This is a genomic window from Pseudomonas sp. Pso3, assembly GCF_055393275.1.
This window is the reverse complement of sequence record NZ_AP043687.1, coordinates 3,512,317-3,536,249: the sequence shown is the minus strand read 5'-3', so window position 1 is coordinate 3,536,249 and position 23,933 is coordinate 3,512,317. Positions and strand designations below refer to the sequence as shown.

Annotated in this window: 21 protein-coding genes; 19 read left to right on the top strand and 2 right to left on the bottom strand. The window is 65.2% G+C overall.

Translation table 11 applies throughout. The features are described from left to right. The first annotated feature begins 3 nt into the window (after positions 1–3). The 19 genes from uppS (at position 4) to ispD (ending at position 22,435) form a co-directional block, all read left to right on the top strand. Positions 4–753: a polyprenyl diphosphate synthase gene (uppS, locus tag ACZ5R1_RS16715; RefSeq protein ID WP_027602572.1), complete on the top strand. Its 750-nt coding sequence runs from the start codon at positions 4–6 to the stop codon at positions 751–753. Continuing rightward, on the top strand, positions 753–1,568 hold the full coding sequence (locus tag ACZ5R1_RS16710) for a phosphatidate cytidylyltransferase (protein WP_144955628.1): 816 nt from the start codon (positions 753–755) through the stop codon (positions 1,566–1,568). Before uppS ends, ACZ5R1_RS16710 begins: the two co-directional genes overlap by 1 nt. After that, positions 1,565–2,746 carry a 1-deoxy-D-xylulose-5-phosphate reductoisomerase gene (gene ispC / locus ACZ5R1_RS16705; RefSeq protein ID WP_464712579.1) on the top strand — a complete coding sequence of 394 codons (1,182 nt, stop codon included), beginning with the start codon at positions 1,565–1,567 and terminating at the stop codon, positions 2,744–2,746. Before ACZ5R1_RS16710 ends, ispC begins: the two co-directional genes overlap by 4 nt. A 66-nt stretch (positions 2,747–2,812) precedes the next feature. After that, a complete protein-coding gene (gene rseP, locus ACZ5R1_RS16700) occupies positions 2,813–4,165 on the top strand; it encodes a sigma E protease regulator RseP (protein ID WP_044341488.1) in 1,353 nt (450 codons plus the stop codon). A gap of 73 nt (positions 4,166–4,238) precedes the next feature. Next, a complete protein-coding gene (gene bamA, locus ACZ5R1_RS16695; RefSeq protein ID WP_197850867.1) occupies positions 4,239–6,629 on the top strand; it encodes an outer membrane protein assembly factor BamA in 2,391 nt (796 codons plus the stop codon). A gap of 38 nt (positions 6,630–6,667) precedes the next feature. After that, positions 6,668–7,171: an OmpH/Skp family outer membrane protein gene (locus ACZ5R1_RS16690; protein ID WP_007159485.1), complete on the top strand. Its 504-nt coding sequence runs from the start codon at positions 6,668–6,670 to the stop codon at positions 7,169–7,171. Beyond that, positions 7,171–8,244 carry a UDP-3-O-(3-hydroxymyristoyl)glucosamine N-acyltransferase gene (lpxD, locus tag ACZ5R1_RS16685; RefSeq protein WP_042136064.1) on the top strand — a complete coding sequence of 358 codons (1,074 nt, stop codon included), beginning with the start codon at positions 7,171–7,173 and terminating at the stop codon, positions 8,242–8,244. The genes ACZ5R1_RS16690 and lpxD overlap by 1 nt, the downstream gene beginning before the upstream one ends. Positions 8,245–8,289: 45 nt before the next feature. Continuing rightward, on the top strand, positions 8,290–8,730 hold the full coding sequence (gene fabZ, locus ACZ5R1_RS16680; protein WP_007159483.1) for a 3-hydroxyacyl-ACP dehydratase FabZ: 441 nt from the start codon (positions 8,290–8,292) through the stop codon (positions 8,728–8,730). Then, complete coding sequence (gene lpxA, locus ACZ5R1_RS16675; protein ID WP_144955616.1) at positions 8,727–9,503, top strand: acyl-ACP--UDP-N-acetylglucosamine O-acyltransferase; 777 nt, start codon at positions 8,727–8,729, stop codon at positions 9,501–9,503. Before fabZ ends, lpxA begins: the two co-directional genes overlap by 4 nt. Before the next feature lie 16 nt (positions 9,504–9,519). Continuing rightward, entirely contained in the window at positions 9,520–10,647 is a 1,128-nt protein-coding gene (lpxB, locus tag ACZ5R1_RS16670; RefSeq protein WP_161796599.1) for a lipid-A-disaccharide synthase, read from the top strand. Further along, entirely contained in the window at positions 10,647–11,282 is a 636-nt protein-coding gene (gene rnhB, locus ACZ5R1_RS16665) for a ribonuclease HII (protein ID WP_464712578.1), read from the top strand. The genes lpxB and rnhB overlap by 1 nt, the downstream gene beginning before the upstream one ends. A 76-nt stretch (positions 11,283–11,358) precedes the next feature. Continuing rightward, positions 11,359–14,880 carry a DNA polymerase III subunit alpha gene (dnaE, locus tag ACZ5R1_RS16660; RefSeq protein WP_464712577.1) on the top strand — a complete coding sequence of 1,174 codons (3,522 nt, stop codon included), beginning with the start codon at positions 11,359–11,361 and terminating at the stop codon, positions 14,878–14,880. 140 nt (positions 14,881–15,020) lie between these two features. Further along, positions 15,021–15,971, top strand: a complete 951-nt coding sequence (locus ACZ5R1_RS16655; protein WP_007159478.1) for an acetyl-CoA carboxylase carboxyltransferase subunit alpha — start codon at positions 15,021–15,023, stop codon at positions 15,969–15,971. Positions 15,972–15,981: 10 nt separating this feature from the next. Further along, positions 15,982–17,298, top strand: coding sequence for a tRNA lysidine(34) synthetase TilS (gene tilS / locus ACZ5R1_RS16650; protein WP_464712576.1), 1,317 nt, complete (start codon positions 15,982–15,984; stop codon positions 17,296–17,298). Between the two features lie 142 nt (positions 17,299–17,440). After that, positions 17,441–19,069, top strand: a complete 1,629-nt coding sequence (locus ACZ5R1_RS16645) for a CTP synthase (protein WP_007159476.1) — start codon at positions 17,441–17,443, stop codon at positions 19,067–19,069. A gap of 2 nt (positions 19,070–19,071) precedes the next feature. Beyond that, a complete protein-coding gene (gene kdsA / locus ACZ5R1_RS16640; RefSeq protein ID WP_017639039.1) occupies positions 19,072–19,920 on the top strand; it encodes a 3-deoxy-8-phosphooctulonate synthase in 849 nt (282 codons plus the stop codon). Positions 19,921–19,999: 79 nt separating this feature from the next. Then, positions 20,000–21,289, top strand: a complete 1,290-nt coding sequence (gene eno / locus ACZ5R1_RS16635) for a phosphopyruvate hydratase (protein WP_007159474.1) — start codon at positions 20,000–20,002, stop codon at positions 21,287–21,289. Between the two features lie 166 nt (positions 21,290–21,455). Beyond that, on the top strand, positions 21,456–21,734 hold the full coding sequence (locus ACZ5R1_RS16630) for a septum formation initiator family protein (RefSeq protein ID WP_007159473.1): 279 nt from the start codon (positions 21,456–21,458) through the stop codon (positions 21,732–21,734). Then, on the top strand, positions 21,734–22,435 hold the full coding sequence (gene ispD, locus ACZ5R1_RS16625) for a 2-C-methyl-D-erythritol 4-phosphate cytidylyltransferase (RefSeq protein WP_464712575.1): 702 nt from the start codon (positions 21,734–21,736) through the stop codon (positions 22,433–22,435). The genes ACZ5R1_RS16630 and ispD overlap by 1 nt, the downstream gene beginning before the upstream one ends. A gap of 3 nt (positions 22,436–22,438) precedes the next feature. On the opposite strand, the gene yedF is transcribed toward ispD, so the two are convergent. Continuing rightward, a complete protein-coding gene (gene yedF, locus ACZ5R1_RS16620; RefSeq protein WP_007159471.1) occupies positions 22,439–22,687 on the bottom strand; it encodes a sulfurtransferase-like selenium metabolism protein YedF in 249 nt (82 codons plus the stop codon). Then, positions 22,653–23,879, bottom strand: a complete 1,227-nt coding sequence (gene yedE / locus ACZ5R1_RS16615) for a selenium metabolism membrane protein YedE/FdhT (RefSeq protein WP_464712574.1) — start codon at positions 23,877–23,879, stop codon at positions 22,653–22,655. Before yedE ends, yedF begins: the two co-directional genes overlap by 35 nt. Positions 23,880–23,933 lie beyond the last annotated feature (54 nt).

Below are 23,933 nucleotides of genomic sequence, written 5' to 3'. Positions count from 1 at the left end.
AACATGGGCATGAGCAAGCCAGGCAAGGTGGTGCCGCGTCACGTGGCGATCATCATGGATGGGAACAATCGCTGGGCGCGCCGTCGGTTGCTGCCGGGCGTCGCCGGTCACAAGGCCGGAGTGGACGCCGTGCGCGCGGTCATCGAGGTGTGCGGCGATGCGGGCGTCGAGGTGCTGACGCTGTTCGCCTTTTCCAGCGAGAACTGGCGGCGTCCGGCCGACGAGGTCGGCGCCCTGATGGAGCTCTTCCTGTCCGCCCTGCGGCGGGAGGCGAAGAAGCTGCACCAGAATGGCATCCGGCTGCGCATCATCGGCGATCGCTCGCTGTTCCATCCGGAGCTGCAGGCGGCCATGGCGGAAGTCGAGGCGCTCACTGCCCATCACACCCGGTTCGTGCTGCAGATCGCTGCCAACTACGGGGGGCAGTGGGATATCACCCAGGCCGCCCAGCAACTGGCGGCGCGGGTCCAGCAGGGTTCGCTGCAGCCGGGTGAGATCACGCCCGAGTTGCTGCAAGGCTGTCTGGCGACCGCCGACCTGCCTTTGCCCGACCTGTGCATCCGTACCGGTGGTGAGCGTCGGGTCAGCAACTTCCTGCTCTGGCAGATCGCCTATGCCGAACTGTATTTCTCCGACCTGTTCTGGCCGGACTTCAAGCACGAGGCCATGCACGCTGCCCTGGCGGACTTTGCCACCCGCCAGCGGCGGTTTGGCCGGACCTGCGAACAGGTGGAAGCGGAGCTACGCGCCTAATGCTGAAGCAGCGAGTTATCACGGCGATGGTGCTCCTGCCCATCGCCCTGGCCGGATTTTTCTGGCTGGAAGGGGCGGCTTTCGCCCTGTTCATCGGTGCGGTCGTGGTCCTGGGCGCCTGGGAATGGGCGCGGCTGGCGGGTCTGGAAGCCCAGTCGCTGCGTTGCGCCTATGCCGCCGTGGTCGCGCTGGCGCTGCTGCTCTGCTGGTGGCTCCCCGCCGGTGCCCATGGCCTGCTGTTCATCAGTCTGGCCTGGTGGCTCTATGCGACGGTGCTGGTGCTCACCTATCCCGACAGCGCTCGCGCCTGGCAGGCCTCCTGGCGGCGCCTGCTGATCGGTCTGGTGGTGCTGGTTCCGGCCTGGCAGGGGCTGATGCTGCTCAAGGCGGCACCGGGTGGCAATCTGCTGATTCTCGAAGTGATGATGCTGGTGTGGCTGGCCGACATCTTCGCCTATTTTTCCGGACGGGCCTTCGGCAAGCGCAAGCTGGCGCCGGCCGTGAGTCCGGGCAAGAGCTGGGAAGGTCTCTATGGCGGCCTGGCCGCCGCGCTGGTGGCTACTCTGGTGCTTGGTCTGGTCCGTGGCTGGGGCCTGGGCGACCTCCTGCAGGCACTCATCGGCGCCGCCTGCGTGGTGCTGATCTCGGTGGTGGGTGATCTCACCGAAAGCATGTTCAAGCGTCAGGCCGGGCTCAAGGACAGCAGCCAGTTGCTGCCGGGGCACGGTGGCGTGCTGGATCGCATCGACAGCCTCACGGCCGCCGTACCGCTGTTCGCCCTGCTGCTCTGGTGGGCCGGCTGGGGTGTCCAGTGAGTCTCCAGCAGCTTTGTGTCCTGGGTGCGACGGGCTCCATCGGCGCCAGCACCCTGGATGTCGTGGCCCGGTATCCCGATCGCTATCGCATCTTCGCCCTCAGCGGGCATCGTCGACTGAGCGAGCTGGCAGACCTCTGCCGGCGTTTCCAGCCGGTCTATGCAGCCGTGCCGGATCAGGCGTCCGCCGATCAGTTGGCCGCTTTGCTGCAAGGGGCTGAAGCCCGCCCCGAGATCCTGGTGGGGGAGGGTGGCCTGGAGGCCATCGCGGCCCATCCCCGGGTGGATACCGTCATGGCGGCCATCGTCGGCGCGGCGGGTCTGAAGCCCACCCTGGCGGCGGTCAAGGCCGGTAAGCGCGTACTGCTGGCCAACAAGGAAGCCCTGGTCATGAGCGGCGCGCTCTTCATCGAGGCCGTGCAGGCCAGTGGCGCGACCCTGCTGCCCATCGACAGTGAGCACAATGCCATCTTCCAGTGCCTGGCCGATCCGGCGACGCCCGGCCTGGCCCGCAAGGGCGTAAGACGCATCCTGCTCACCGCTTCGGGCGGCCCGTTCCGCGAGACGCCGGCCGAACAACTGACCGGGGTGACGCCGGATCAGGCCTGTGCCCATCCCAAGTGGTCCATGGGGCGCAAGATTTCGGTGGACTCCGCGACCCTGATGAACAAGGGGCTGGAGCTGATCGAAGCCTGCTGGCTGTTCGAGGCGACGCCGGAGCAGGTCGAGGTGGTCATCCATCCCCAGAGCGTGATTCATTCGCTGGTGGACTACGTGGATGGCTCGGTGCTGGCCCAGCTGGGCAATCCCGACATGCGCACCCCTATCGCCCACGCCCTGGCCTGGCCCGAGCGCATCGACTCCGGCGTCGCGGCGCTGGACCTGTTCGAGATCGGCCGGCTCGACTTCGAACGGCCCGACGAAGATCGCTTTCCCTGCCTGCGGCTGGCGCGGGAGGCGGCCCAGGCGGGCGGTTGCATGCCGGCCACGCTAAACGCGGCCAACGAGGTCGCCGTCGAGGCCTTTCTCGAGGGGCGACTAGGCTTTACCGAGATCCCGCAGCTGATCGAAGCGGTGCTCAAGGCTGTCGAGCCCTGTCCGGCCAGCGATCTCGCCACGGTCTTCGCGGCCGACAGCACCGCTCGGCAGCTGGCTCGGGAGTGGCTGTCGAGACGCTGATCCCGCGCCTCGACACCTGGCCTGCGAGTCCGCAGAATCTGCACACTGAGGTAGCGGAGGCAGCCAATGTCCATCCTTTATACGATACTGGGAACCCTGATCGCCCTGGGCGTGCTGGTGACCATCCACGAGTATGGCCATTTCTGGACGGCGCGCCGTTGCGGCGTCAAGGTCCTGCGCTTCTCCGTGGGCTTCGGCAAACCGCTGCTGCGCTGGCACGATCGCCAGGGCACCGAATTCGTGGTGGCGGCGATCCCGCTGGGCGGCTACGTGAAGATGCTGGACGAGCGCGAAGCGCCGGTGGCGCCTGAAGAACAGCATGCCGCCTTCAATCGCAAGACGGTACGCCAGCGCATCGCCATCGTCGCCGCCGGTCCGATCGCCAACTTCCTGCTCGCCATCCTGTTCTTCTGGGTGCTGGCCATGCTCGGCTCCCAGCAGCCGCGTCCGGTGGTGGGATCGGTCACGCCTGATACCCTGGCTGCCACCGCGGGTATCCCGGCGGGCGCCGAACTGACCGCGGTCGATGACGCGGCGGTAGACAGCTGGTCAGCGGTCAATCTGCGCCTGGTCGATCGCCTGGGTGAAAGCGGTCCGCTACGCCTGAGCTACCGGGTCCCGGGCACCACTGCCGAGCAGAACGCGGTCATCCAGCTCGACGGCTGGCTGCGCGGCGCGGAAGATCCGGACCCGATCCAGGCGCTGGGTCTCAAGCCCTGGCGGCCGCAGATTCCGGCCATCTTCGCCGAGCTGGATCCGGCCGGTCCGGCGAAAGCCGCCGGCCTCCAGGCGGGTGATCGCCTCATCGCCCTGAACGATACGCCCATCGGTGACTGGCAGCAGGCCGTGGACTGGGTGCGGGCGCACCCGGATCAGCAGGTCAAGGTGAGCTATGAGCGGGAGGGTCAGCGACGCGAGCTGTCCCTGCGCCTGGGCGCGCGGCGCGTCGATAGCGCCGAGACCGGTTACCTCGGTGCGGGTGTGGCGCCGGTCAAGTGGCCAGCGGAAATGGTTCGCGAAATTAGCTACGGACCCGTGGCGGCCGTGGGCGAAGGTATCAGCCGAACCTGGCAGATGAGCGTGCTGACACTGGTTTCCCTGAAGAAGATGCTCTTGGGAGAGCTGTCGGTAAAAAACTTGAGCGGGCCGATAACCATTGCTAAAGTGGCGGGCGCTTCAGCTCAGTCAGGCCTGGGGGATTTCCTCAATTTTCTGGCGTACCTGAGCATAAGCCTGGGGGTTCTGAATCTGTTGCCTATCCCTGTGCTCGACGGCGGTCATCTGGTCTTCTACTTCGTCGAGTGGATTCGCGGGCGGCCCTTGTCCGAGCGTGTACAGACATGGGGCATGCAGATCGGTATTAGCCTCGTCGTGGGTGTGATGCTGCTGGCCTTGGTCAATGACCTCGGTCGCCTCTGACACTCTGCTGATTGCCGAATCTGCCGCCCCGTGCGGCAGATTCTTTATTTGCCAGTTGGAATAAAAGGGACTCATGAAACGCCTGCTGCTACCTGCGGTAATAGCCGCGCTGATGATCGGCGAGGTACACGCCGAGTCCTTCACCATCTCCGATATCCGCGTCAACGGACTGCAACGAGTATCGTCCGGCAGCGTCTTCGGTGCCCTGCCGCTCAACGTCGGCGAATCCGTCGACGACAATAAGTTGGCCGAAGCCTCCCGCTCGCTCTTCCGTACCGGATTCTTCCAGGACATCCAGCTGGGTCGTGACGGCAACGTCCTGGTCGTGAACCTGGTCGAGCGTCCCTCCATTTCCAGCATCACCCTGGAAGGCAACAAGGCGATCTCCAGCGACGACCTGATGAAGGGTCTCAAGCAGGCCGGTCTCGCCGAAGGCGAGATCTTCCAGCGCGCGACGCTGGAAGGCGTGCGCAACGAACTGCTGCGCCAGTACGTCGCCCAGGGTCGCTACTCCGCCAGCATCGACGCCGAGGTGGTGCCGCAGCCCCGTAACCGAGTGCAGCTGAAGATCACCATCAACGAAGGCGAGGTGGCGACCATCTCCCACGTCAACGTGGTGGGCAACACGGTCTTCCCCGAGGATGACCTGACCTCGCTGTTCGAGCTCAAGCCGAGCAACTGGCTGTCGTTCTTCCGCAACGATGACAAGTACTCCCGGGAAAAGTTGGCGGGTGACCTCGAGCGCCTGCGCTCCTACTACCTGGACCGCGGCTACATCAACATGGACATCACCTCGACCCAGGTGTCCATCACGCCCGACAAGAAGCACGTCTACATCACGGTCAATGTCAACGAAGGGCAGAAGTACACCGTTCGTGAAGTCAAGCTGTCCGGCGACCTCAAGGTGCCGGAGGAAGAGCTGCGCAAACTGATGCTGGTCCAGCCGGGTCAGGTCTTCTCGCGCAAGGTCATGACCAGCACCTCGGACCTGATTACCCGCCGGCTGGGCAACGAAGGCTATACCTTCGCCAACGTCAACGGCCTGCCCGAGCCCCATGACGACGACCACAGTGTGTCCCTCACCTATGTGGTCGATCCGGGCAAGCGTGCCTACGTCAATCGCATCAACTTCCGCGGCAACACCAAGACCGAGGACGAGGTGCTGCGTCGTGAGATGCGCCAGATGGAAGGCGGTTGGGCTTCCACCTATCTCATCGACCAGTCCAAGACCCGCCTCGAGCGCCTGGGCTACTTCAAGGAAGTCAAGGTCGAGACGCCACAGGTACCTGGCACCGACGACATGGTCGACGTCAACTACAACGTCGAAGAGCAGCCGTCGGGCTCCATCACCGCCAGCATCGGCTTCGCCCAGAGCGCGGGTCTGATCCTGGGCGGCTCCATCAGCCAGAACAACTTCCTGGGTACCGGCAACCAAGTCAGCATCGGTCTGACCCGTTCCCAGTACCAGAGCCGCTACAACTTCAGCTTCACCGATCCCTACTTCACGCCGGATGGCGTGAGCCTGGGCTACAACATCTTCTATCGCAGCACCGACTACAGCAAACTGTACGACAGTGATGTCTCCTACTACTCGATCAACAGCCTGGGTACCGGTGTCACCCTCGGCTATCCGATCAGCGAGACCTCGCGCCTGACCTATGGTCTGAGCGTGCAGAACGACGAGATCAATCCGGGTACCTACAGTGCCGACGAGATCTATGATTTCGTCCAGCGCGAAGGGGACAACTTCACCAACTTCAAGGCCAGCATCGGGTGGTCGAGCTCGACGCTCAACCGCGGCGTCCTGCCGACCCGTGGTGCCTCCCAGAGCCTGACCGGCCAGATCACCATCCCGGGCAGCGACCTGAGCTTCTACAAGCTCGACTATCGCGGCCAGCTGTTCACCCCGCTGACCGATACTACCGCGCTGCGCTTCCATACCGAGCTGGGTTACGGCGACGGCTATGGCAGCACCGACGGCCTGCCGTTCTACGAGAACTACTACGCCGGTGGCTTCAACTCGGTACGGGGTTTCGAAGACAGCAGCCTGGGTCCACGTACAACGCCTCCGCGATACATCAATGATGATCCTGCTCTTGGTACCAAGTATGGCGCCCAAGGCCAGGGCTATCGCGATCGTGACAAGTCCGAGGCCTTTGGCGGCAACGTGCTCATCACAGGCGGCGTGGAGTACCTCTTCCCGCTGCCCTTCGTGAAAGACCAGAAATCCCTGCGGACCGTGCTGTTCTGGGACGTGGGTAATGTGTTCAGCACCAAGTGCTACCTGAAGTCGACAGAAAACTGTGGCGACGTCAGCTTCTCCAACATGGCCAGTTCCGTCGGCGTTGGCGTGACCTGGGTCACCGCCCTCGGTCCGCTGAGCTTCAGCCTGGGCGTGCCGGTCAAGAAGCCGAGTAACTCCGATCCGCAGGTCTTCCAGTTCTCGCTGGGTCAGACGTTCTGACCCAGGCTACACCTTTGCGCTTTACGCAGGAGTCAACTGTGCACAAGTACACCCGTTACGCTCTGTTCGCTGCCGTTCTCGTCGCCGCTCCGGTGTTCGCCGATACCAAGATCGCTGTCCTGAACTACCAGATGGCTCTGCTGGAATCCGACGCTGCCAAGAAGTACGCGGTGGATTCCGAGAAGAAGTTCGGTCCCCAGCTGAACAAGCTCAAGGGTCTGGAAAGCTCCGCCAAGGACATCCAGGACAAGCTCAACAAGGGCGGTGACAAGATGGCCCAGGCCGAGCGCACCCGCCTGGAGAACGACTTCCGCCAGAAGGCCCGTGACTTCCAGTTCCAGTCCAAGGAACTCAACGACGCCAAGGCGGCCTCGGATCGCGACATGCTCAAGCTGCTCAAGCCGCGCCTGGACAAGGCCGTGGAAGAGGTGCTGAAGAAGGGTGATTACGATCTGGTGCTGGAGCGTGGCGCCGTGGTGGACGTGAAGCCGCAGTACGACATCACGCGCCAGGTCATCGAGCGCATGAACGCGGGTCGTTGATGAGCCATAGCACCTTTACGCTGGGCGAACTGGCGCAGTGGCTGGAAAGCCGCCAGTTGACCGTGGAGTTACGCGGTTCGTCCGAGCGCCTGGTGACCGGTCTGGCTACCCTGCCCGAAGCCGGTCCTGAGCAGTTGAGTTTTCTCGCCAATCCGCAGTACCGCCGCTACCTGGCCGACACCCAGGCCGGGGCCGTGCTGCTGACGGAAAAGGACGCCGACGGCTACGCTGGCGACGCCCTGATCCTGGCGAATCCCTATCTGGCCTATGCGCGCCTTTCCCATCTGTTCGATCGCAAGCCGCGCAGCGCAGCCGGTATCCATCCCACCGCGCTGGTCGCAGCGGATGCCCAGGTCGATCCGACGGCGGCCATCGGTCCCTATGTGGTGATCGAGGCCCAGGCGCGCATCGGCGCCGGTGTCAGTCTGGGCGCCCACTGCGTGGTGGGTGCGCGCAGCGTCATCGGTGCCGACAGCTGGCTGGCGCCGCGGGTCACGCTCTATCACGACGTGACCATTGGCGAGCGTGCCGTGGTGCAATCGGGTGCCGTGATCGGCGCCGAGGGCTTCGGCTTCGCCAACGAACGTGGCCAGTGGCAGAAGATCGCCCAGCTGGGTGGCGTACTGATCGGCGACGACGTCGAGATCGGTGCCAACACCACCATCGACCGGGGCGCCCTGGCCAACACGGTCATCAGCAATGGCGTCAAACTCGACAACCAGATCATGATCGCGCACAACGTCCAGGTCGGTGAGCACACCGCCATGGCCGCCTGCGTCGGCATCTCTGGCAGCACCAAGATCGGCAAACACTGCACCATCGCCGGCGGCGTGGGCATGGTCGGTCATATCGAGGTGTGCGACCACGTGTTCGTCACCGGTATGACCATGGTGACCCGCTCGATTACCGAGCCCGGCGCCTATTCATCCGGTACGGCCATGCAGCCGGCCGGCGAATGGAAGAAGAGCGCCGCGCGGATTCGTCACCTCGACGACATGGCCCGCCGTCTGCAACATCTGGAAAAAATCGTTGCTACCGTGACCTCGCGGGATGACGCTGCTTCTGATGCTTGATTCTGCATCGGATGTTTCCCCTTTCTGAACAGGCCTTCCCCGACCATGATGGACATCAACGAGATCCGTGAATATCTCCCGCATCGCTATCCCTTTCTATTGGTGGATCGCGTGCTGGAGCTGGATATCGAAGCCAAGCGCATTCGTGCCTACAAGAACGTCAGCATCAACGAGCCCTTCTTCACCGGCCACTTCCCCCAGCATCCGATCATGCCAGGCGTGCTGATCGTCGAAGCCATGGCCCAGGCTGCCGGCGTGCTCGGTTTCAAGATGATGAATTCCTCGCCGGCCGATGGCACCCTGTACTACTTCGTCGGATCGGATAAGCTGCGGTTTCGCCAGCCGGTAACGCCGGGCGATCAGCTGATGCTCGACGCTCGCTTCATCAGCACCAAGCGCGGCATCTGGAAATTCGAATGCCACGCCAGTGTAGACGACAAGCCGGTCTGCTCGGCTGAAATCATCTGTGCGGAACGCAAGCTATGACGTTGATTGACCCCAGGGCTATCGTCGACCCCCAGGCACGGCTCGCCGCCGATGTCCAGGTCGGCCCCTGGTCGATCATCGGACCGGATGTCGAGATTGGCGAGGGGACCGTCATCGGGCCTCACGTCATCCTCAAGGGTCCGACCGTGATCGGGCGTCACAACCGTATCTTCCAGTTCTCGTCGATCGGCGAGGATACGCCCGACCTCAAGTATCAGGGCGAACCGACCCGGCTGCGGATCGGCGATCACAACACCATCCGCGAAGGGGTCACCATCCATCGCGGTACCGTGCAGGATCGGGAAGAGACGACCCTTGGCGATCACAACCTGCTGATGGCCTATGTGCACATCGGCCATGACAGCGTGATCGGCAATCATTGCATCCTGGTCAACAACACGGCCCTCGCCGGGCACGTGCATGTCGACGACTGGGCGATCCTGTCCGGCTATACCCTGGTGCATCAGTTCTGCCGCATCGGCGCCCACAGCTTTTCCGGCATGGGCACGGCCATCGGCAAGGACGTACCGGCCTACGTGACGGTGTTCGGCAATCCGGCCGAAGCCCGCAGCATGAACTTCGAAGGCATGCGCCGCCGGGGTTTCTCGGCCGAAGCCATCAAGGAATTGCGCCGCGCCTACAAGGTGGTCTACCGCCAGGGTCTGACTGTCGATGACGCCCTGCGCGAGCTGGAACCGGTGGCTCAGCAGTTTCCCGAAGTGGCGGTGTTCCGCGATTCCATCCTGAGTGCGACGCGTGGCATCACCCGCTGAGTTCGCCCAGCGCCCTTTGCGTGTGGCGCTGGTGGCAGGGGAGGCGTCGGGTGATCTGCTCGGCGCCGGTCTGATGCAGGCGCTGCGTGCTCAGCATCCGAATATCTCCTTCATGGGCGTGGGCGGTCCGCGGATGGAAGCCGAAGGGCTGGTGTCCGAATTTCCCATGGAACGCCTGGCGGTCATGGGGCTGGTCGAGGTGCTCGGCCGCCTGCGGGAACTCCTGGGTCGGCGCAAGGCGCTGATCAGTCAGTTGCTCGACGCCCGTCCCGATGTCTTCATCGGCATCGACGCCCCGGATTTCGTCCTCGAGATCGAAGCCCAGCTGCATCGCGCCGGCATTCCGGCCGTGCACTATGTCAGTCCCTCGGTCTGGGCCTGGCGACAGAAGCGGGTGCTGAAGATCCGCGACGGCTGCGACCTGATGCTGACCCTGTTTCCCTTCGAGGCGCGTTTCTACGAAGAACAGCAGGTGCCGGTGCGCTTCGTCGGCCATCCACTGGCCGATACCATCCCTCTGGACAGCGACCGCCTGGCCGCCCGGCAGGCCCTGGGCTTGCCGGAAGAGGGGCAGGTCGTCGCCCTGTTGCCGGGCAGTCGCGGCGGTGAAGTAGGGCGTCTCGGTGCGCTGTTCCTCGACGCTGCCGCCCAGTTGCTGGCCGTACGTCCTGGTGTGCGCTTCGTTCTGCCCTGTGCCAATGCGGCGCGGCGGGCGCAGGTGGAGCAGTTGCTGGAAGGTCGGCCGCCGCTGCCGCTGCTGCTGACCGATGGGCGATCCCATGAGGTGCTGGCCGCCTGTGATGGCGTGCTGATCGCCTCGGGCACCGCGACCCTGGAGACGCTGCTGTTCAAGAGACCCATGGTGGTGGCCTATCGGGTGGCGCCCCTGACCTATCTGATCCTCAAGCAGCTGGTGAAGAGTCCCTACATCTCGCTGCCCAACCTCCTGGCCGGGCGCAAGCTGGTGCCCGAGCTGATCCAGCACGAAGCGACGCCGGAGCGGCTGGTGGCCGAACTCCTGCCGCTGCTGGAGCAGCCGCAGCAGCAGACCGACAGCTTCGCCGCCATTCATCACAGCCTGAGGCGCGATGCCTCGGTCCAGGCGGCGGCTGCCGTGCTGGATCTCCTGCGGCAGCGTGGCTGATGCAGCTGGGCCTGGATTTCAATCTGGTCGAGGCGCTGGTCGCCGGCGTCGACGAAGTCGGTCGCGGTCCGCTGTGCGGCGCCGTGGTCACCGCCGCAGTGATCCTCGATCCGGGCAAGCCCATCCTCGGCCTGAACGATTCTAAGAAGCTGTCGCTGGCGCGCCGCGAAGCCCTGTTCGACGAGATCCAGGAAAAGGCCCTGGCCTGGTGCGTGGCCCGCGCCGAGGTCGCCGAGATCGACCGGCTGAACATCCTGCACGCCACCATGCTGGCCATGCAGCGCGCGGTGGAAGGGCTCCAGGTGCAGCCGCGGCTGGCCCTGATCGATGGCAATCGCTGTCCCAAGCTGGCGGTGCCCAGTGCGCCGGTGGTGAAGGGAGACAGCCAGGTCCCGGCGATCGCTGCGGCGTCCATCCTGGCCAAGGTGACCCGCGATCGCGAGATGCAGGTGCTGGATGCCCTCTATCCGGGCTATGGCCTGGCCGGGCACAAGGGCTATCCCACCGCCGTACATCTCGACGCGCTCCGGCGCCTGGGGCCCACGCCCATTCACCGGCGCTCCTTCGCGCCGGTGCGCGATGCCTGGCACGCCCTCGAGACCCAGGCCTCCACCCAGATCATCGCCACCTACTGACGGCCGTCGCGGCGTTCTGACCCCGGGTCGACAATCCAGTACAATCTCGCGCCTCATGCATCAAGGGGTCTCTGCCATGTCCGCATCCTTCGTCCACCTGCGTCTCCACACGGAATACTCCCTGGTCGACGGGATCGTGCGGGTGAAGGGGCTGGTCAAGGCTGCCGAAGCCGCCGGGATGCCGGCCGTGGCGGTGACCGACCAGGGCAACCTCTGTTCGCTGGTCAAGTTCTACAAGGCGGCCATGGGCGCCGGGATCAAGCCCATCGCCGGCGCCGACATCTGGCTGGCCGGCCGCGAAGGCGACGCGCCCCTGAGCCGCATGACCCTGCTGGTCATGAACGCCAAGGGCTATCGCAACCTCACCGAGTTGCTGTCCCGTGGATTCCAGGAAGGCCAGCAGGACGGTCAGATCGTCATCCAGCGCGACTGGGTAAAGGACGCCAGCGAAGGCCTGATCGCCCTGTCCGGTTCCAAGGAGGGTGAGATCGGCCTGGCACTGCTCGAAGGTGACCTGGCGCTGGCCGATCAGCTGTTCGAGGAATGGCAGCAGGTCTTCCAGGATCGCTTCTATCTGGAGGTGCAGCGCACCGAGCGAGTCGGTGACGAAGAGCACCTGCATGCCGCCGTGGCCCTGGCCGATCGCTGCGGGGGCGCCCTGGTGGCGACCAACGATGTGCGCTTTCTCAAGGCCGAGGACTTCGAGGCCCACGAGACCCGCGTCTGCATTGGCGAGGGCCGGCCGCTGGACGATCCCCGGCGCGAGCGCAAGTACAGCGACCAGCAGTACCTGAAGTCGGCGGCCGAGATGGCCGAGCTGTTCAGCGACCTGCCGGAGGCGCTGGAAAACACCGTCGAGATCGCCAAGCGCTGCAACATCGAGATCCAGCTGGGCAAGTACTTCCTGCCCAACTTCCCGATCCCCAACGGGATGACCATCAACGACTACCTGCGCCACGTGTCCTTCGAGGGCCTGGAAGAGCGCCTGGCCGTGCTCTGGCCGCGCGAGACCACGCCGAACTACGAGGAAAAGCGCCAGGAGTACGTCGACCGACTCAACTTCGAGCTCGACATCATCATCCAGATGGGCTTCCCCGGCTACTTCCTCATCGTGATGGACTTCATCAAGTGGGCGAAGAACAACGGCGTGCCGGTCGGCCCCGGCCGGGGCTCGGGTGCCGGCTCCCTGGTCGCCTACGTACTCAAGATCACCGACCTCGATCCGCTGGCCTATGACCTGCTGTTCGAGCGCTTCCTCAACCCCGAGCGGATCTCCATGCCCGACTTCGACGTCGACTTCTGCATGGACGGTCGCGACCGGGTGATCGAATACGTGGCCGACCTGTACGGCCGCGAGGCGGTGAGCCAGATCATCACCTTCGGCACCATGGCCGCCAAGGCGGTGGTGCGCGACGTGGCGCGGGTGCAGGGCAAGTCCTATGGCCTGGCCGACCGCCTGTCGAAGATGATCCCCTTCGAAGTGGGCATGACCCTGCAGAAGGCTTTCGAGCAGGAGGAGCCGCTGCGCGACTTCCTGGCGACCGACGAGGACGCCAAGGAAATCTGGGACATGGCCTTGAAATTGGAAGGCATCACCCGCGGCACCGGCAAGCACGCCGGGGGCGTGGTGATCGCGCCGACCAAGCTGACCGATTTCTCGCCCATCGCCTGCGACGAAGACGGCAACGGCCTGGTGACCCAGTTCGACAAGGACGACGTCGAGCAGGCCGGTCTGGTCAAGTTCGACTTCCTCGGTCTGCGCACCCTGACCATCATCAAGTGGGCGCTGGAGACCATCAACCGCACGGAAGTGGAAGAGGGGCGCGAGCCGCTCAACATCGACTTCATCCCGCTGGACGACAAGCCGACCTATGCCCTGCTGCAGAAGGCCGAGACCACCGCCGTCTTCCAGCTGGAATCCCGCGGCATGAAGGAGCTGATCAAGAAGCTCAAGCCTGACTGCCTGGAAGACCTCATCGCCCTGGTGGCGCTGTTCCGCCCGGGTCCGTTGCAGTCGGGCATGGTGGACGACTTCATCAACCGCAAGCACGGCCGCGCCGAGCTGGCCTATCCGCATCCGGACTACCAGTACGAAGGCCTGCAGCCGGTGCTGGCGCCCACCTACGGCATCATCCTCTACCAGGAACAGGTGATGCAGATCGCCCAGGTCATGGGCGGCTACACCCTGGGCCAGGCGGACATGCTGCGCCGCGCCATGGGCAAGAAGAAGCCCGAGGAGATGGCCAAGCAGCGCGGCGGCTTCATCGAAGGCTGCGCCAACAACGGCATCGATGCGGACCTGGCCGGCAACATCTTCGACCTGGTGGAAAAATTCGCCGGCTACGGCTTCAACAAGTCGCACTCGGCGGCCTATGGCCTGGTGTCCTACCAGACCGCCTGGCTGAAGACCCACTATCCGGCGCCCTTCATGGCCGCGGTGCTGTCGGCGGACATGCACAACACCGACAAGGTGGTGATCCTCATCGAGGAATGCCGCCACATGAAGCTGCGCATCGACACGCCGGACGTGAACATCTCCGAGTTCAAGTTCACCGTCAACGAAGGCGGGCGCATCGTCTACGGCCTGGGGGCGATCAAGGGTGTCGGTGAGGGCCCGGTGGAGGCCATCGTCGAGGCGCGGGCCGAAGGCCCCTTCAAGGACCTCTTCGACTTCTGCGCGCGGGTGGACCTCAAGCGCATCAACAAGCGCACCCTGGAAGCCCTGATCCGCTCCGGTGCCCTGGATCGCCTGGGTCCGCACTACCATGACGAGCTCAAGGCCTATCAGGCGACCATCGACCAGAATCGCGCCGTGCTGCTGGCCGCCATGGAGGAGGCCATCGCCTCGGCCGAACAGACCGCCCGCAGCCACAACAGCGGCCATGTCGATCTCTTCGGTGGCGTCTTCGCCGAGCCCGAGGCCGACGTCTATGCCAACCACCGGCGCGCCCGCGAGCTCAATCTCAAGGAGCGCCTGCGCGGGGAAAAGGAAACCCTGGGGCTGTACCTGACCGGTCACCCCATCGAGGAATACGAAGGCGAGGTGCGCCGGCTGGCGCGCCAGCGCATCGTCGACCTCAAGCCGTCGCGCGAGACCCAGACCGTCGCCGGGCTGATCGTCAATCTGCGGGTGATGAAGAACAAGCGCGGCGACAAGATGGGCTTCGTCACCCTGGACGACAGGTCCGGGCGCATCGAAGCCTCGCTGTTCGCCGAAGCCTTCAACGCCGCCCAGGCGCTCTTGCAGACCGACGCCCTGGTGATCGTCGAGGGCGAGGTCAGCCAGGACGATTTCTCCGGTGGCCTGCGCCTGCGCGCCAAGCGCGTGCTGGGTCTGGAAGAGGCCCGGACCGCCCTGGCGGAAAGCCTCAGGATCGCGGTGCGCAGCGAGGCGCTGGCCGGCGACCGGCTGCGCTGGCTGGGCGAGTTGTGCGGTCGTCATCGCGGCGCCTGTCCGGTCACCATCGACTACCAGGGCCCCACCGCGCGGGCGCTGCTGCAGTTCGGCGAGAACTACCGGATCGACCCGGCCGACGGCCTGATTCAAACCCTGCGTGACCAGTTCGGCAGGGAGAACGTCTTTCTGAACTATCGTTAAGTCCGAGCGCCGCGTGCGCTTCGTCCCAACCCTCGCCAGCGGCGGGTGCCGGTGACGTGGCAGGAGTCTCGACCTGTCCCGTCCGATCCCTTAAGGTAGGCGCCCCGGCCCTTGGCTCTAGATTGCACTAACGGATGCCCATGAACCCGAACTATCTCGATTTCGAACAGCCCATCGCCGATCTCCAGGCCAAGATCGAAGAACTTCGACTGGTCGGTAACGACAATGCGCTGAACATCAGTGACGAGATCGCCCGGTTGCAGGAGAAGAGCCAGGCGCTCACCAAGAGCATCTTCAGCGACCTGTCCAGCTGGCAGGTGGCTCGTCTGGCGCGTCATCCGCTGCGTCCCTACACCCTCGACTACATCAACTACCTGTTCAGCGATTTCGAAGAGCTGCACGGCGACCGCCACTTCGCCGACGATCCGGCCATCGTCGGTGGCATCGCCCGCCTGGACGGCCGTCCGGTGATGGTCATCGGCCACCAGAAGGGTCGTGAAGTCCGCGAGAAGGTCCGTCGCAACTTCGGCATGCCGCGTCCGGAAGGCTATCGCAAGGCCTGCCGCCTGATGGAAATGGCCGAGCGCTTCAAGATGCCGATCCTGACCTTCATCGATACCCCCGGCGCCTACCCGGGCATCGACGCCGAAGAGCGTGGCCAGAGCGAGGCCATCGCCTGGAACCTGCGCGTCATGGCGCGCCTGAAAACCCCCATCATCGCCACCGTGATCGGCGAGGGTGGTTCCGGTGGCGCCCTGGCCATCGGCGTCTGCGACCAGCTCAACATGCTGCAGCACTCCACCTACTCGGTGATCTCGCCGGAAGGTTGCGCCTCCATTCTCTGGAAGACCGCCGAGAAGGCGCCCGATGCCGCCGAGGCCATGGGCATCACCGCCGAGCGACTGAAGAGCCTGAACATCGTCGACCAGGTGATCGACGAGCCCCTGGGTGGTGCGCACCGCGATCCCCAGGCCATGGCCAACAGCCTGCGCACCGCGCTGCTGGAACAGCTGGACGAACTCAAGGGCTACGACATGCCGGCGCTGCTGGAACGTCGCTACGAGCGCCTGATGAGCTACGGCATCGCCTGATCCCGCCCCTATGAGTCTGCTGGATCGGCTGCGCGCCCGCCTGGAGCGGCAGCCGCCCACCCGTCACTGGCGGGTGGGCTTTTCCGGCGGACTCGATTCCACCGTTCTCCTGCACCTCTTCGCGCGACTGCGCGAGCGCGGCCTGTTCGCCGATCTGCAGGCGGTGCATGTGCACCATGGTCTGCAAGCCGCGGCGGATGCCTGGGTCTCGCACTGCACCCGGGTCTGCCAAGCGCTGGCCATTCCTCTCGATATCCTGCACGTCCACATCGATGGCGCCGCCAGTCTCGAACGGGCTGCCCGCGAGGCGCGCTATGCCGCCTTCGCCCGGGTGCTGCCCAGGGAGGGCTGCCTGGTGCTGGGCCAGCATCGCGACGATCAGCTGGAGACCCTGCTGCAGCGGCTGGTGCGCGGCGCGGGGGTCAAGGGCCTGGCCGGCATGCCCGAGACCCGTTCCTTGGCCGCCGGTCGGCTCTGGCGACCGCTGCTGGACGAGCCGCGGCGCGCGCTGCTGGCCTATGCCGAAGCCGAGGGGCTGGACTGGATCGAGGATCCCAGCAATGCCGATACCCGGCTGGATCGCAATTACCTGAGGCACCAGGTGCTGCCGCGGCTACGCGACCGCTGGCCGGGCGTCGATCAGGTCATGGCGCGCAGTGCCCGGCATCTGGCCGAAGCCGACGAATTGCTCGGCGAACTGGCCAGCCTGGATCTGCAGCAGGCCCGGCGGGCCGAACAGCCTTTCCCCTGGATCCCCTTGCCCAGTCTGGCCCTGGCGCCCTTGCAGTCCCTGAGCGAGGCACGCCAGCGCAATGCCCTGCGGGTCTGGCTGGACAGCTTCACCCGCCAGCCCGACAGCGCCCACTGGGCCGGTTGGCAGGCATTGCGCGAGGCGGGCGAGGCCGGCGATCCCGTCTGGCCTCTCGAAGGTGGCAGTCTGCGCCGGGGGGCAGGGCGGATCTGGTGGGTGCCCGCGGCCTGGCAGGTCGCGCCGTCGCCCCAGGTCGTCAACGGGCAGGAAGCCACCCTGGAACTCCAGGGGAATGGTCGCCTGCGATTCAGCGTACCGGTCGTCGCATCCGGCTGGAGAATCGGCTATCGCCAGGGTGGCGAGCGGCTGGTCGTACCGGGTCGCGGCAGCCGCGATCTCAAGCGTCTGCTCAACGAACAGGGGGTGCCGCCGTTCCTGCGCGGCCAATTGCCGCTGCTCTGGGGCGGCGACGAACTGCTGGCGGTGGCCAACCTGCCCAGTCTGGATGGCCTGCCGGGGGGAGGGCGGCTTGAGTGGCAGCCCGCAGACGGCATGGGCGGGTTTGAGCTGGGATGACCTTTAGGCTAGACTACGCTCCCGTCTTATATCGCATTTTCCGCTCGCCCCGAGTGGACGGTGTGCATTGGTCCGGCGCCAGGCCGACCGCTCTCGCTTTCATCGGCGGCTCTCCGCCTCAACGCAGATTCTAGGAATTTTCATGACGCGCTTTATTTTCGTCACGGGCGGTGTTGTTTCTTCTTTGGGGAAAGGCATCGCCTCGGCCTCCCTGGGCGCCATTCTGGAAGCGAGAGGGCTGAAGGTCACCATGCTCAAGCTGGATCCCTACATCAACGTGGATCCCGGCACCATGAGCCCCTTCCAGCACGGCGAGGTGTTCGTCACCCATGACGGCGCCGAGACCGATCTGGACCTGGGTCACTACGAGCGCTTCATCCGCACCACCGTGACCCAGAACAACAACTTCACCACCGGTCGCATCTACATGGACGTCCTGCGCAAGGAGCGTCGTGGCGACTACCTGGGCGCCACCGTGCAGGTGATCCCGCACATCACCGACGAGATCAAGCGACGCATCATCAAGGGCGCCGGCGATGCCGACGTGGCCCTGGTGGAGATCGGCGGCACCGTCGGTGACATCGAGTCGCAGCCCTTCCTCGAAGCCATCCGCCAGCTGCGGGTGGAGATCGGCGCGCGCCGTGCCATGCTGATGCACCTGACCCTGGTGCCCTACATCGCCACCGCCGGCGAGACCAAGACCAAGCCGACCCAGCATTCGGTCAAGGAACTGCGCTCCATCGGCCTGCAGCCCGATGTGCTGATCTGCCGTTCCGACCACACCGTCGACAGCTCTTCCCGCCGCAAGATCGCCCTCTTCACCAACGTCGAAGAGCGCGCGGTCATCTCCCTGGAAGACGTCGACACCATCTACCGCATTCCCTCCGTGCTGCACGCCCAGGGCCTGGACGAATTCGTCGTCGAGCGCTTCGGCCTGGAGTGCAAGCCGGCCGATCTGTCCGAGTGGGATCGCGTGGTGGACGCCAAGCTCAACCCCGAGCAGGAAGTCACCATCGCCATGGTCGGCAAGTACATGGAGCTGCTCGACGCCTACAAGTCGCTGATCGAGGCCATGACCCACGCTGGTATCCAGAGCCGCACCAAGGTCAACCTGCGCTATATCGACTCCGAGCACATCGAGCAGCAGGGCACCCATCTGCTCAAGGGCGTGGACGCCATCCTGGTGCCGGGCGGCTTCGGCCTGCGCGGCGTGGAAGGCAAGATCGCCACCGTGCAGTACGCCCGCGAGAACAAGATCCCCTACCTGGGCATCTGCCTGGGCATGCAGGTGGCGGTCATCGAATTCGCCCGTAACGTGCTGGGCTGGAAAGACGCCAACTCCACCGAATTCGACAAGGCCAGTGGCCACCCGGTAGTCGGCCTGATCACCGAATGGCAGGATTCCACCGGCGCGACCGAGATCCGTACCGAAGGCTCCGACCTGGGCGGCACCATGCGCCTGGGCGCCCAGGAGTGCCAGCTGATCGGCGGTACCCAGGTGCACGACTGCTATGGCCAGGACGTCATCGTCGAGCGCCACCGTCACCGCTACGAGGTCAACAACAACCTCCTACCGCAGATCGAGGCCGCCGGCCTGAAGATCTCCGGTCGCTCGGGCGACGGCGCCCTGGTCGAAGTGGTGGAAGCCCCGGATCATCCCTGGTTCGTCGCCTGCCAGTTCCACCCGGAGTTCACCTCCACCCCGCGTGACGGCCATCCGCTGTTCAGCGGCTTCGTCAACGCCGCCCTGCGTTACGCCAAGAAGGATTGATCATGACCGCTCAGAAGATCGTCCGCGTCGGCAACATCGAGATCGCCAACGACAAGCCCTTCGTGCTGTTCGGCGGCATGAACGTGCTGGAATCCCGCGACCTGGCCATGCAGGTGTGCGAGCAATACGTCAAGGTGACCGAGAAGCTGGGCATCCCCTACGTCTTCAAGGCCAGCTTCGACAAGGCCAACCGCTCCTCCGTGACCAGCTATCGCGGTCCGGGCATGGAAGCCGGCCTGCGCATCTTCGAAGAGCTCAAGGCCACCTTCGGCATGCCGGTGATCACCGACGTCCACGAGCCCTACCAAGCGGCGCCAGTGGCGGCGGTGTGCGACATCATCCAGCTGCCGGCCTTCCTCTCGCGGCAGACCGATCTGGTGGTGGCCATGGCCAAGACCGACGCCGTGATCAACATCAAGAAGGCGCAATTCCTCGCGCCCCAGGAGATGAAGCACATCCTCGCCAAGTGCGAAGAAGCCGGCAACGACCAGCTGATCCTCTGCGAGCGGGGCTCCTCCTTCGGCTACAACAACCTGGTGGTCGACATGCTCGGCTTCGGCATCATGAAGAGCTTCGGCTACCCGGTGTTCTTCGATGTCACCCATGCCCTGCAGATGCCGGGCGGGCGTGCCGATTCCGCCGGCGGCCGCCGCGCCCAGGTCACCGACCTGGCCAAGGCCGGCATGAGCCAGGGCCTGGCCGGTCTGTTCCTCGAAGCCCATCCGGATCCCGAACATGCCAAGTGCGACGGCCCCTGTGCCCTGCGCCTGGACAAGCTGGAGCCCTTCCTGGCCCAGCTCAAGGCGCTGGACGAGCTGGTGAAGTCGTTCACGCCGATCGAAACTGCCTAAGCGGCGGCTGAACCAAAAGGCCCAGGCGCAGCCGAAGGCTGATCCGTCAATGACCGGTAACATGGAGATCGATACAAAAATGGCTAACATCGTCGACATCAAGGGACGTGAGGTCCTGGATTCCCGCGGCAACCCCACCGTTGAAGCGGACGTGATCCTGGACAATGGTATCGTCGGTCGCGCCACCGCGCCGTCCGGCGCGTCCACCGGTTCGCGCGAGGCACTGGAGCTGCGCGACGGCGACAAGAGCCGTTACCTGGGCAAGGGCGTCCTGAAGGCCGTGGGCAACATCAACGGCCCGATCCGTGACCTGTTGCTGGGCAAGGATCCGAGCGACCAGAAGGCCCTGGACCGCGCCATGATCGAGCTGGACGGTACCGACAACAAGGCCAAGCTGGGCGCCAACGCCATCCTGGCCGTGTCCCTGGCGGCCGCCAAGGCCGCTGCCGAAGACCAGGACCTGCCGCTCTACGCCCACATCGCCAACCTGAACGGCACCCCCGGTCAGTACTCCATGCCGGTGCCGATGATGAACATCATCAACGGCGGCGAGCATGCCGACAACAACGTCGACATCCAGGAATTCATGGTCCAGCCGGTTGGCGCCAAGAGCTTTGCCGATGCCCTGCGCGTGGGTGCCGAGATCTTCCATCACCTCAAAGCCGTGCTCAAGGCTCGTGGCCTGAGCACCTCCGTGGGTGACGAAGGCGGCTTCGCGCCCAACCTGGCCTCCAACGCCGACGCCCTGGCCGCCATCGCCGAAGCGGTTAAGAATGCCGGTTACGAGCTGGGCACCGACGTGACCCTGGCCCTGGACTGCGCCTCCAGCGAGTTCTACAAGGACGGCCAGTACGACCTGTCCGGCGAGGGCAAGGCCTTCGACGCCAACGGTTTCGCCGACTACCTGGCCGGGCTGACCGAGCAGTTCCCGATCATCTCCATCGAAGACGGCATGGACGAGTCCGACTGGGCTGGCTGGAAGGCCCTGACCGACAAGATCGGCAGCAAGGTGCAGCTGGTGGGCGACGACCTGTTCGTCACCAACACCAAGATCCTCAAGGAAGGCATCGAGAAGGGCATCGGTAACTCGATCCTGATCAAGTTCAACCAGATCGGCTCCCTGACCGAGACCCTGGAAGCCATCCAGATGGCCAAGGCCGCCGGCTACACCGCGGTGATCTCCCACCGCAGCGGCGAGACCGAAGACTCCACCATCGCCGACCTGGCCGTGGGCACCGCCGCCGGTCAGATCAAGACCGGTTCGCTGTGCCGTTCCGATCGCGTCTCCAAGTACAACCAGCTGCTGCGCATCGAAGAGCAGCTGGGTGCCAAGGCGCCTTACCGCGGTCGTGCCGAGTTCCGCAGCTAAGGGTTGCGCGACCGGGGAGGCGATGACAGAGGTCGTCGCCTTCCGCCACGTCCGACGGACCACAGGATAGATGCCCAGTTTACAAGCGTAGAGCCGGGCTTCTATCCTGTTTTCGTCTCTGCCGCCGCCTTTGCGGCATCCGCCGTCCGCGAATCCGTTATCTCCCATGCGAAGTCCCTACTGGCTGTTCCCCTTCCTGCTCCTGCTGCTTGGCGGTCTTCAGTATCGCCTGTGGGTCGGTGATGGCAGCTTCGCCCAGGTGCGCGAACTCAAGCAGCAGATCGCCGACCAGAATGGTGAGAACAAGCGCCTGCTGGAGCGCAACGAGATCCTCGAAGCCGAGGTCGTCGAGCTCAAGAAAGGCATGGAGACCGTCGAGGAGCGTGCCCGCCACGAACTCGGCATGGTCAAACAAGGCGAAACCCTTTTCCTGCAATCCAAATAATGTCCCTTCTGCCTTCCTTCTGGGCGGTCATTCCCGCCGCGGGTGTGGGTGCGCGGATGCGTGCCGACCGACCCAAGCAATACCTCGACCTGTGCGGCCGCAGCCTGCTGGAGCGCACCCTCGACTGTTTTCTCGACCATCCGCGCCTGCGCGGGCTGGCGGTGAGCCTGGCGGCGGAAGATCCCTGGTGGCCGACGCTGGCCTGTGCCCGCGACGCCCGCATCCTGCGCGCCCCGGGTGGGCGTGAGCGCGCCGACTCGGTGCTGGGTGGCCTGCTGCTGCTGAGCGAGCAGGGCGCCAGCGATGGCGACTGGGTGCTGGTGCACGATGCTGCCCGGCCCAATCTCTGCCGCGCCGATCTGGATCGGCTACTGGCCGAACTGGCCCAGGACCCGGTGGGTGGTCTTCTGGGCGTGCCGGCGCGGGATACCCTCAAGCGCGTCGGCCGCGATTGCCGGGTGAGCGAGACAGTCGACCGCAGCCAGGTCTGGCTGGCCTATACGCCGCAGATGTTCCGCCTCGGCGCCCTGCGCGACGCCCTGAGCGCCGGTCTGGCCGCGGGCGCCGCCATCACCGACGAGGCCTCGGCCATGGAGTGGGCGGGGCATGCGCCGCGCCTGGTCGAAGGCCGGGCGGACAACATCAAGGTCACCACCCCCGAAGACCTGCAGCGACTGCAAAGTGTCTTCGCCGAGGCCTAGCCCTCAGGCCCGCAGCGGCACCTCAATGAGAAAGCGGAACAGCGCGCCATGCTGTTCCACCGCCTGGCAATCGTAGCCCTGGCGCCGGGTATCTTCCGGAATGCCGTGGATCGACTGGGCGCAATCGGTGATCACCTCCAGGAGATCGCCAGGCTGCAGGGTCTGCAAGGTCTCCAGGGTGGCGATGGCGTTGTAGGGGCAGTGTTCGCCCCGCAGATCAAGCGACAGCGTCGGCGTCTTGGCGAGCGTCATGGACAGGCTTCCGGGAGCGAGTGAAACGGCGGGCGTTGAGTTGCACCAGCAGCAGGCAGAGGGCCAGGCCGGCAAAGGTCAGCAGCAGGCCGCTGCCGGGGCCTGCCTGCTGCAGCAGATTTATCCTGGGATAGGGCAGGGCGAGGGCGCTGCCCAGGCGGTCCCAGTAGACCGCCACCAGGGTCCCGCCGATGACGTTGCCCAGGCCCACCACCCAGAAATGCAGCTGGCCTTCCACCGCGCGGTACATCCAGCCGGTCTCGCAGCCACCGGCGAGGACGATGCCGACGCCAAACAGCAGGCCACCGATCACGGCGTTGGGGCCCATCCAGAAGATCTTGGGCGCCATGCCCAGCTGGATGGCGCCAAAGGTGCCGAGGCAGGCCACCGCCATGCCCAGCAGGATGCCGGTCGCCGCCTGGGTGCGGCCGGTGGTCCAGAGGTCGCGGGCGGCGCTGGTAAAGCAGATCTGCGCCCGCTCGATCAGGCCACCGAAGACCAGGCCGAAGAGGGTGGCCAGACCCAGTACCAGGGAGACCTCGAAACGCCAGGCGGCGAAGAGCAGCGCCACCACCAGCACGGCGAGACCCAGCCGGGCCTGGCGACGCGCGCGCCGGGCCAGTTGCCCGGCATCGGGCAGGGTGGCGGCGTGGGCGGTGACCTTCAGCGGAATGCGCAGCCAGGGCAGCAGGGTCAGCTTCACGCCAAGCCAGGCGCCGGCCACCGTGGCCAGCATGAAGGCCCAGGCATGCAGCGAGAACATGGGGATGCCGGTAAAGAAGGCCGCCAGGTTGCAACCCATGGCCAGGCGGGCACCGAAGCCCGCGATGATGCCGCCGACCAGGCCCTGGAGCAGCCGGCGGCGACTGGTGGGCCAGCGCAGGCCGACGTTGCCGGCCCAGAGGGCGCAGGCCAGGGCGCCCAGCAGCATGCCGATGATCATGACGCCATCGATGCGATCCAGGGGCGTGCCCTGCAGGCCGATCAGCCGGAAATAGCTCCAGTCCCTTACCGGGACGCCGAACCAGGCCAGCACATGGCCGCCCCAGCGGGTGAATTCGCCAGTCACGGCCCAGAAGATTCCGGTCAGGGCGAAGTAGTAGGCCGAGGCGACGCCGAGGGCGATCAGCGTGGGCAGGGGCGCCCAGAAGCGCAGCAGATAGCGCTCGCGAAAGGCGGCTAGGGCAGACATGGTGACAACCTTGGCAGGGGCGGATTGGCGCTGAAGTCTAGTTCAAGCGCCAAT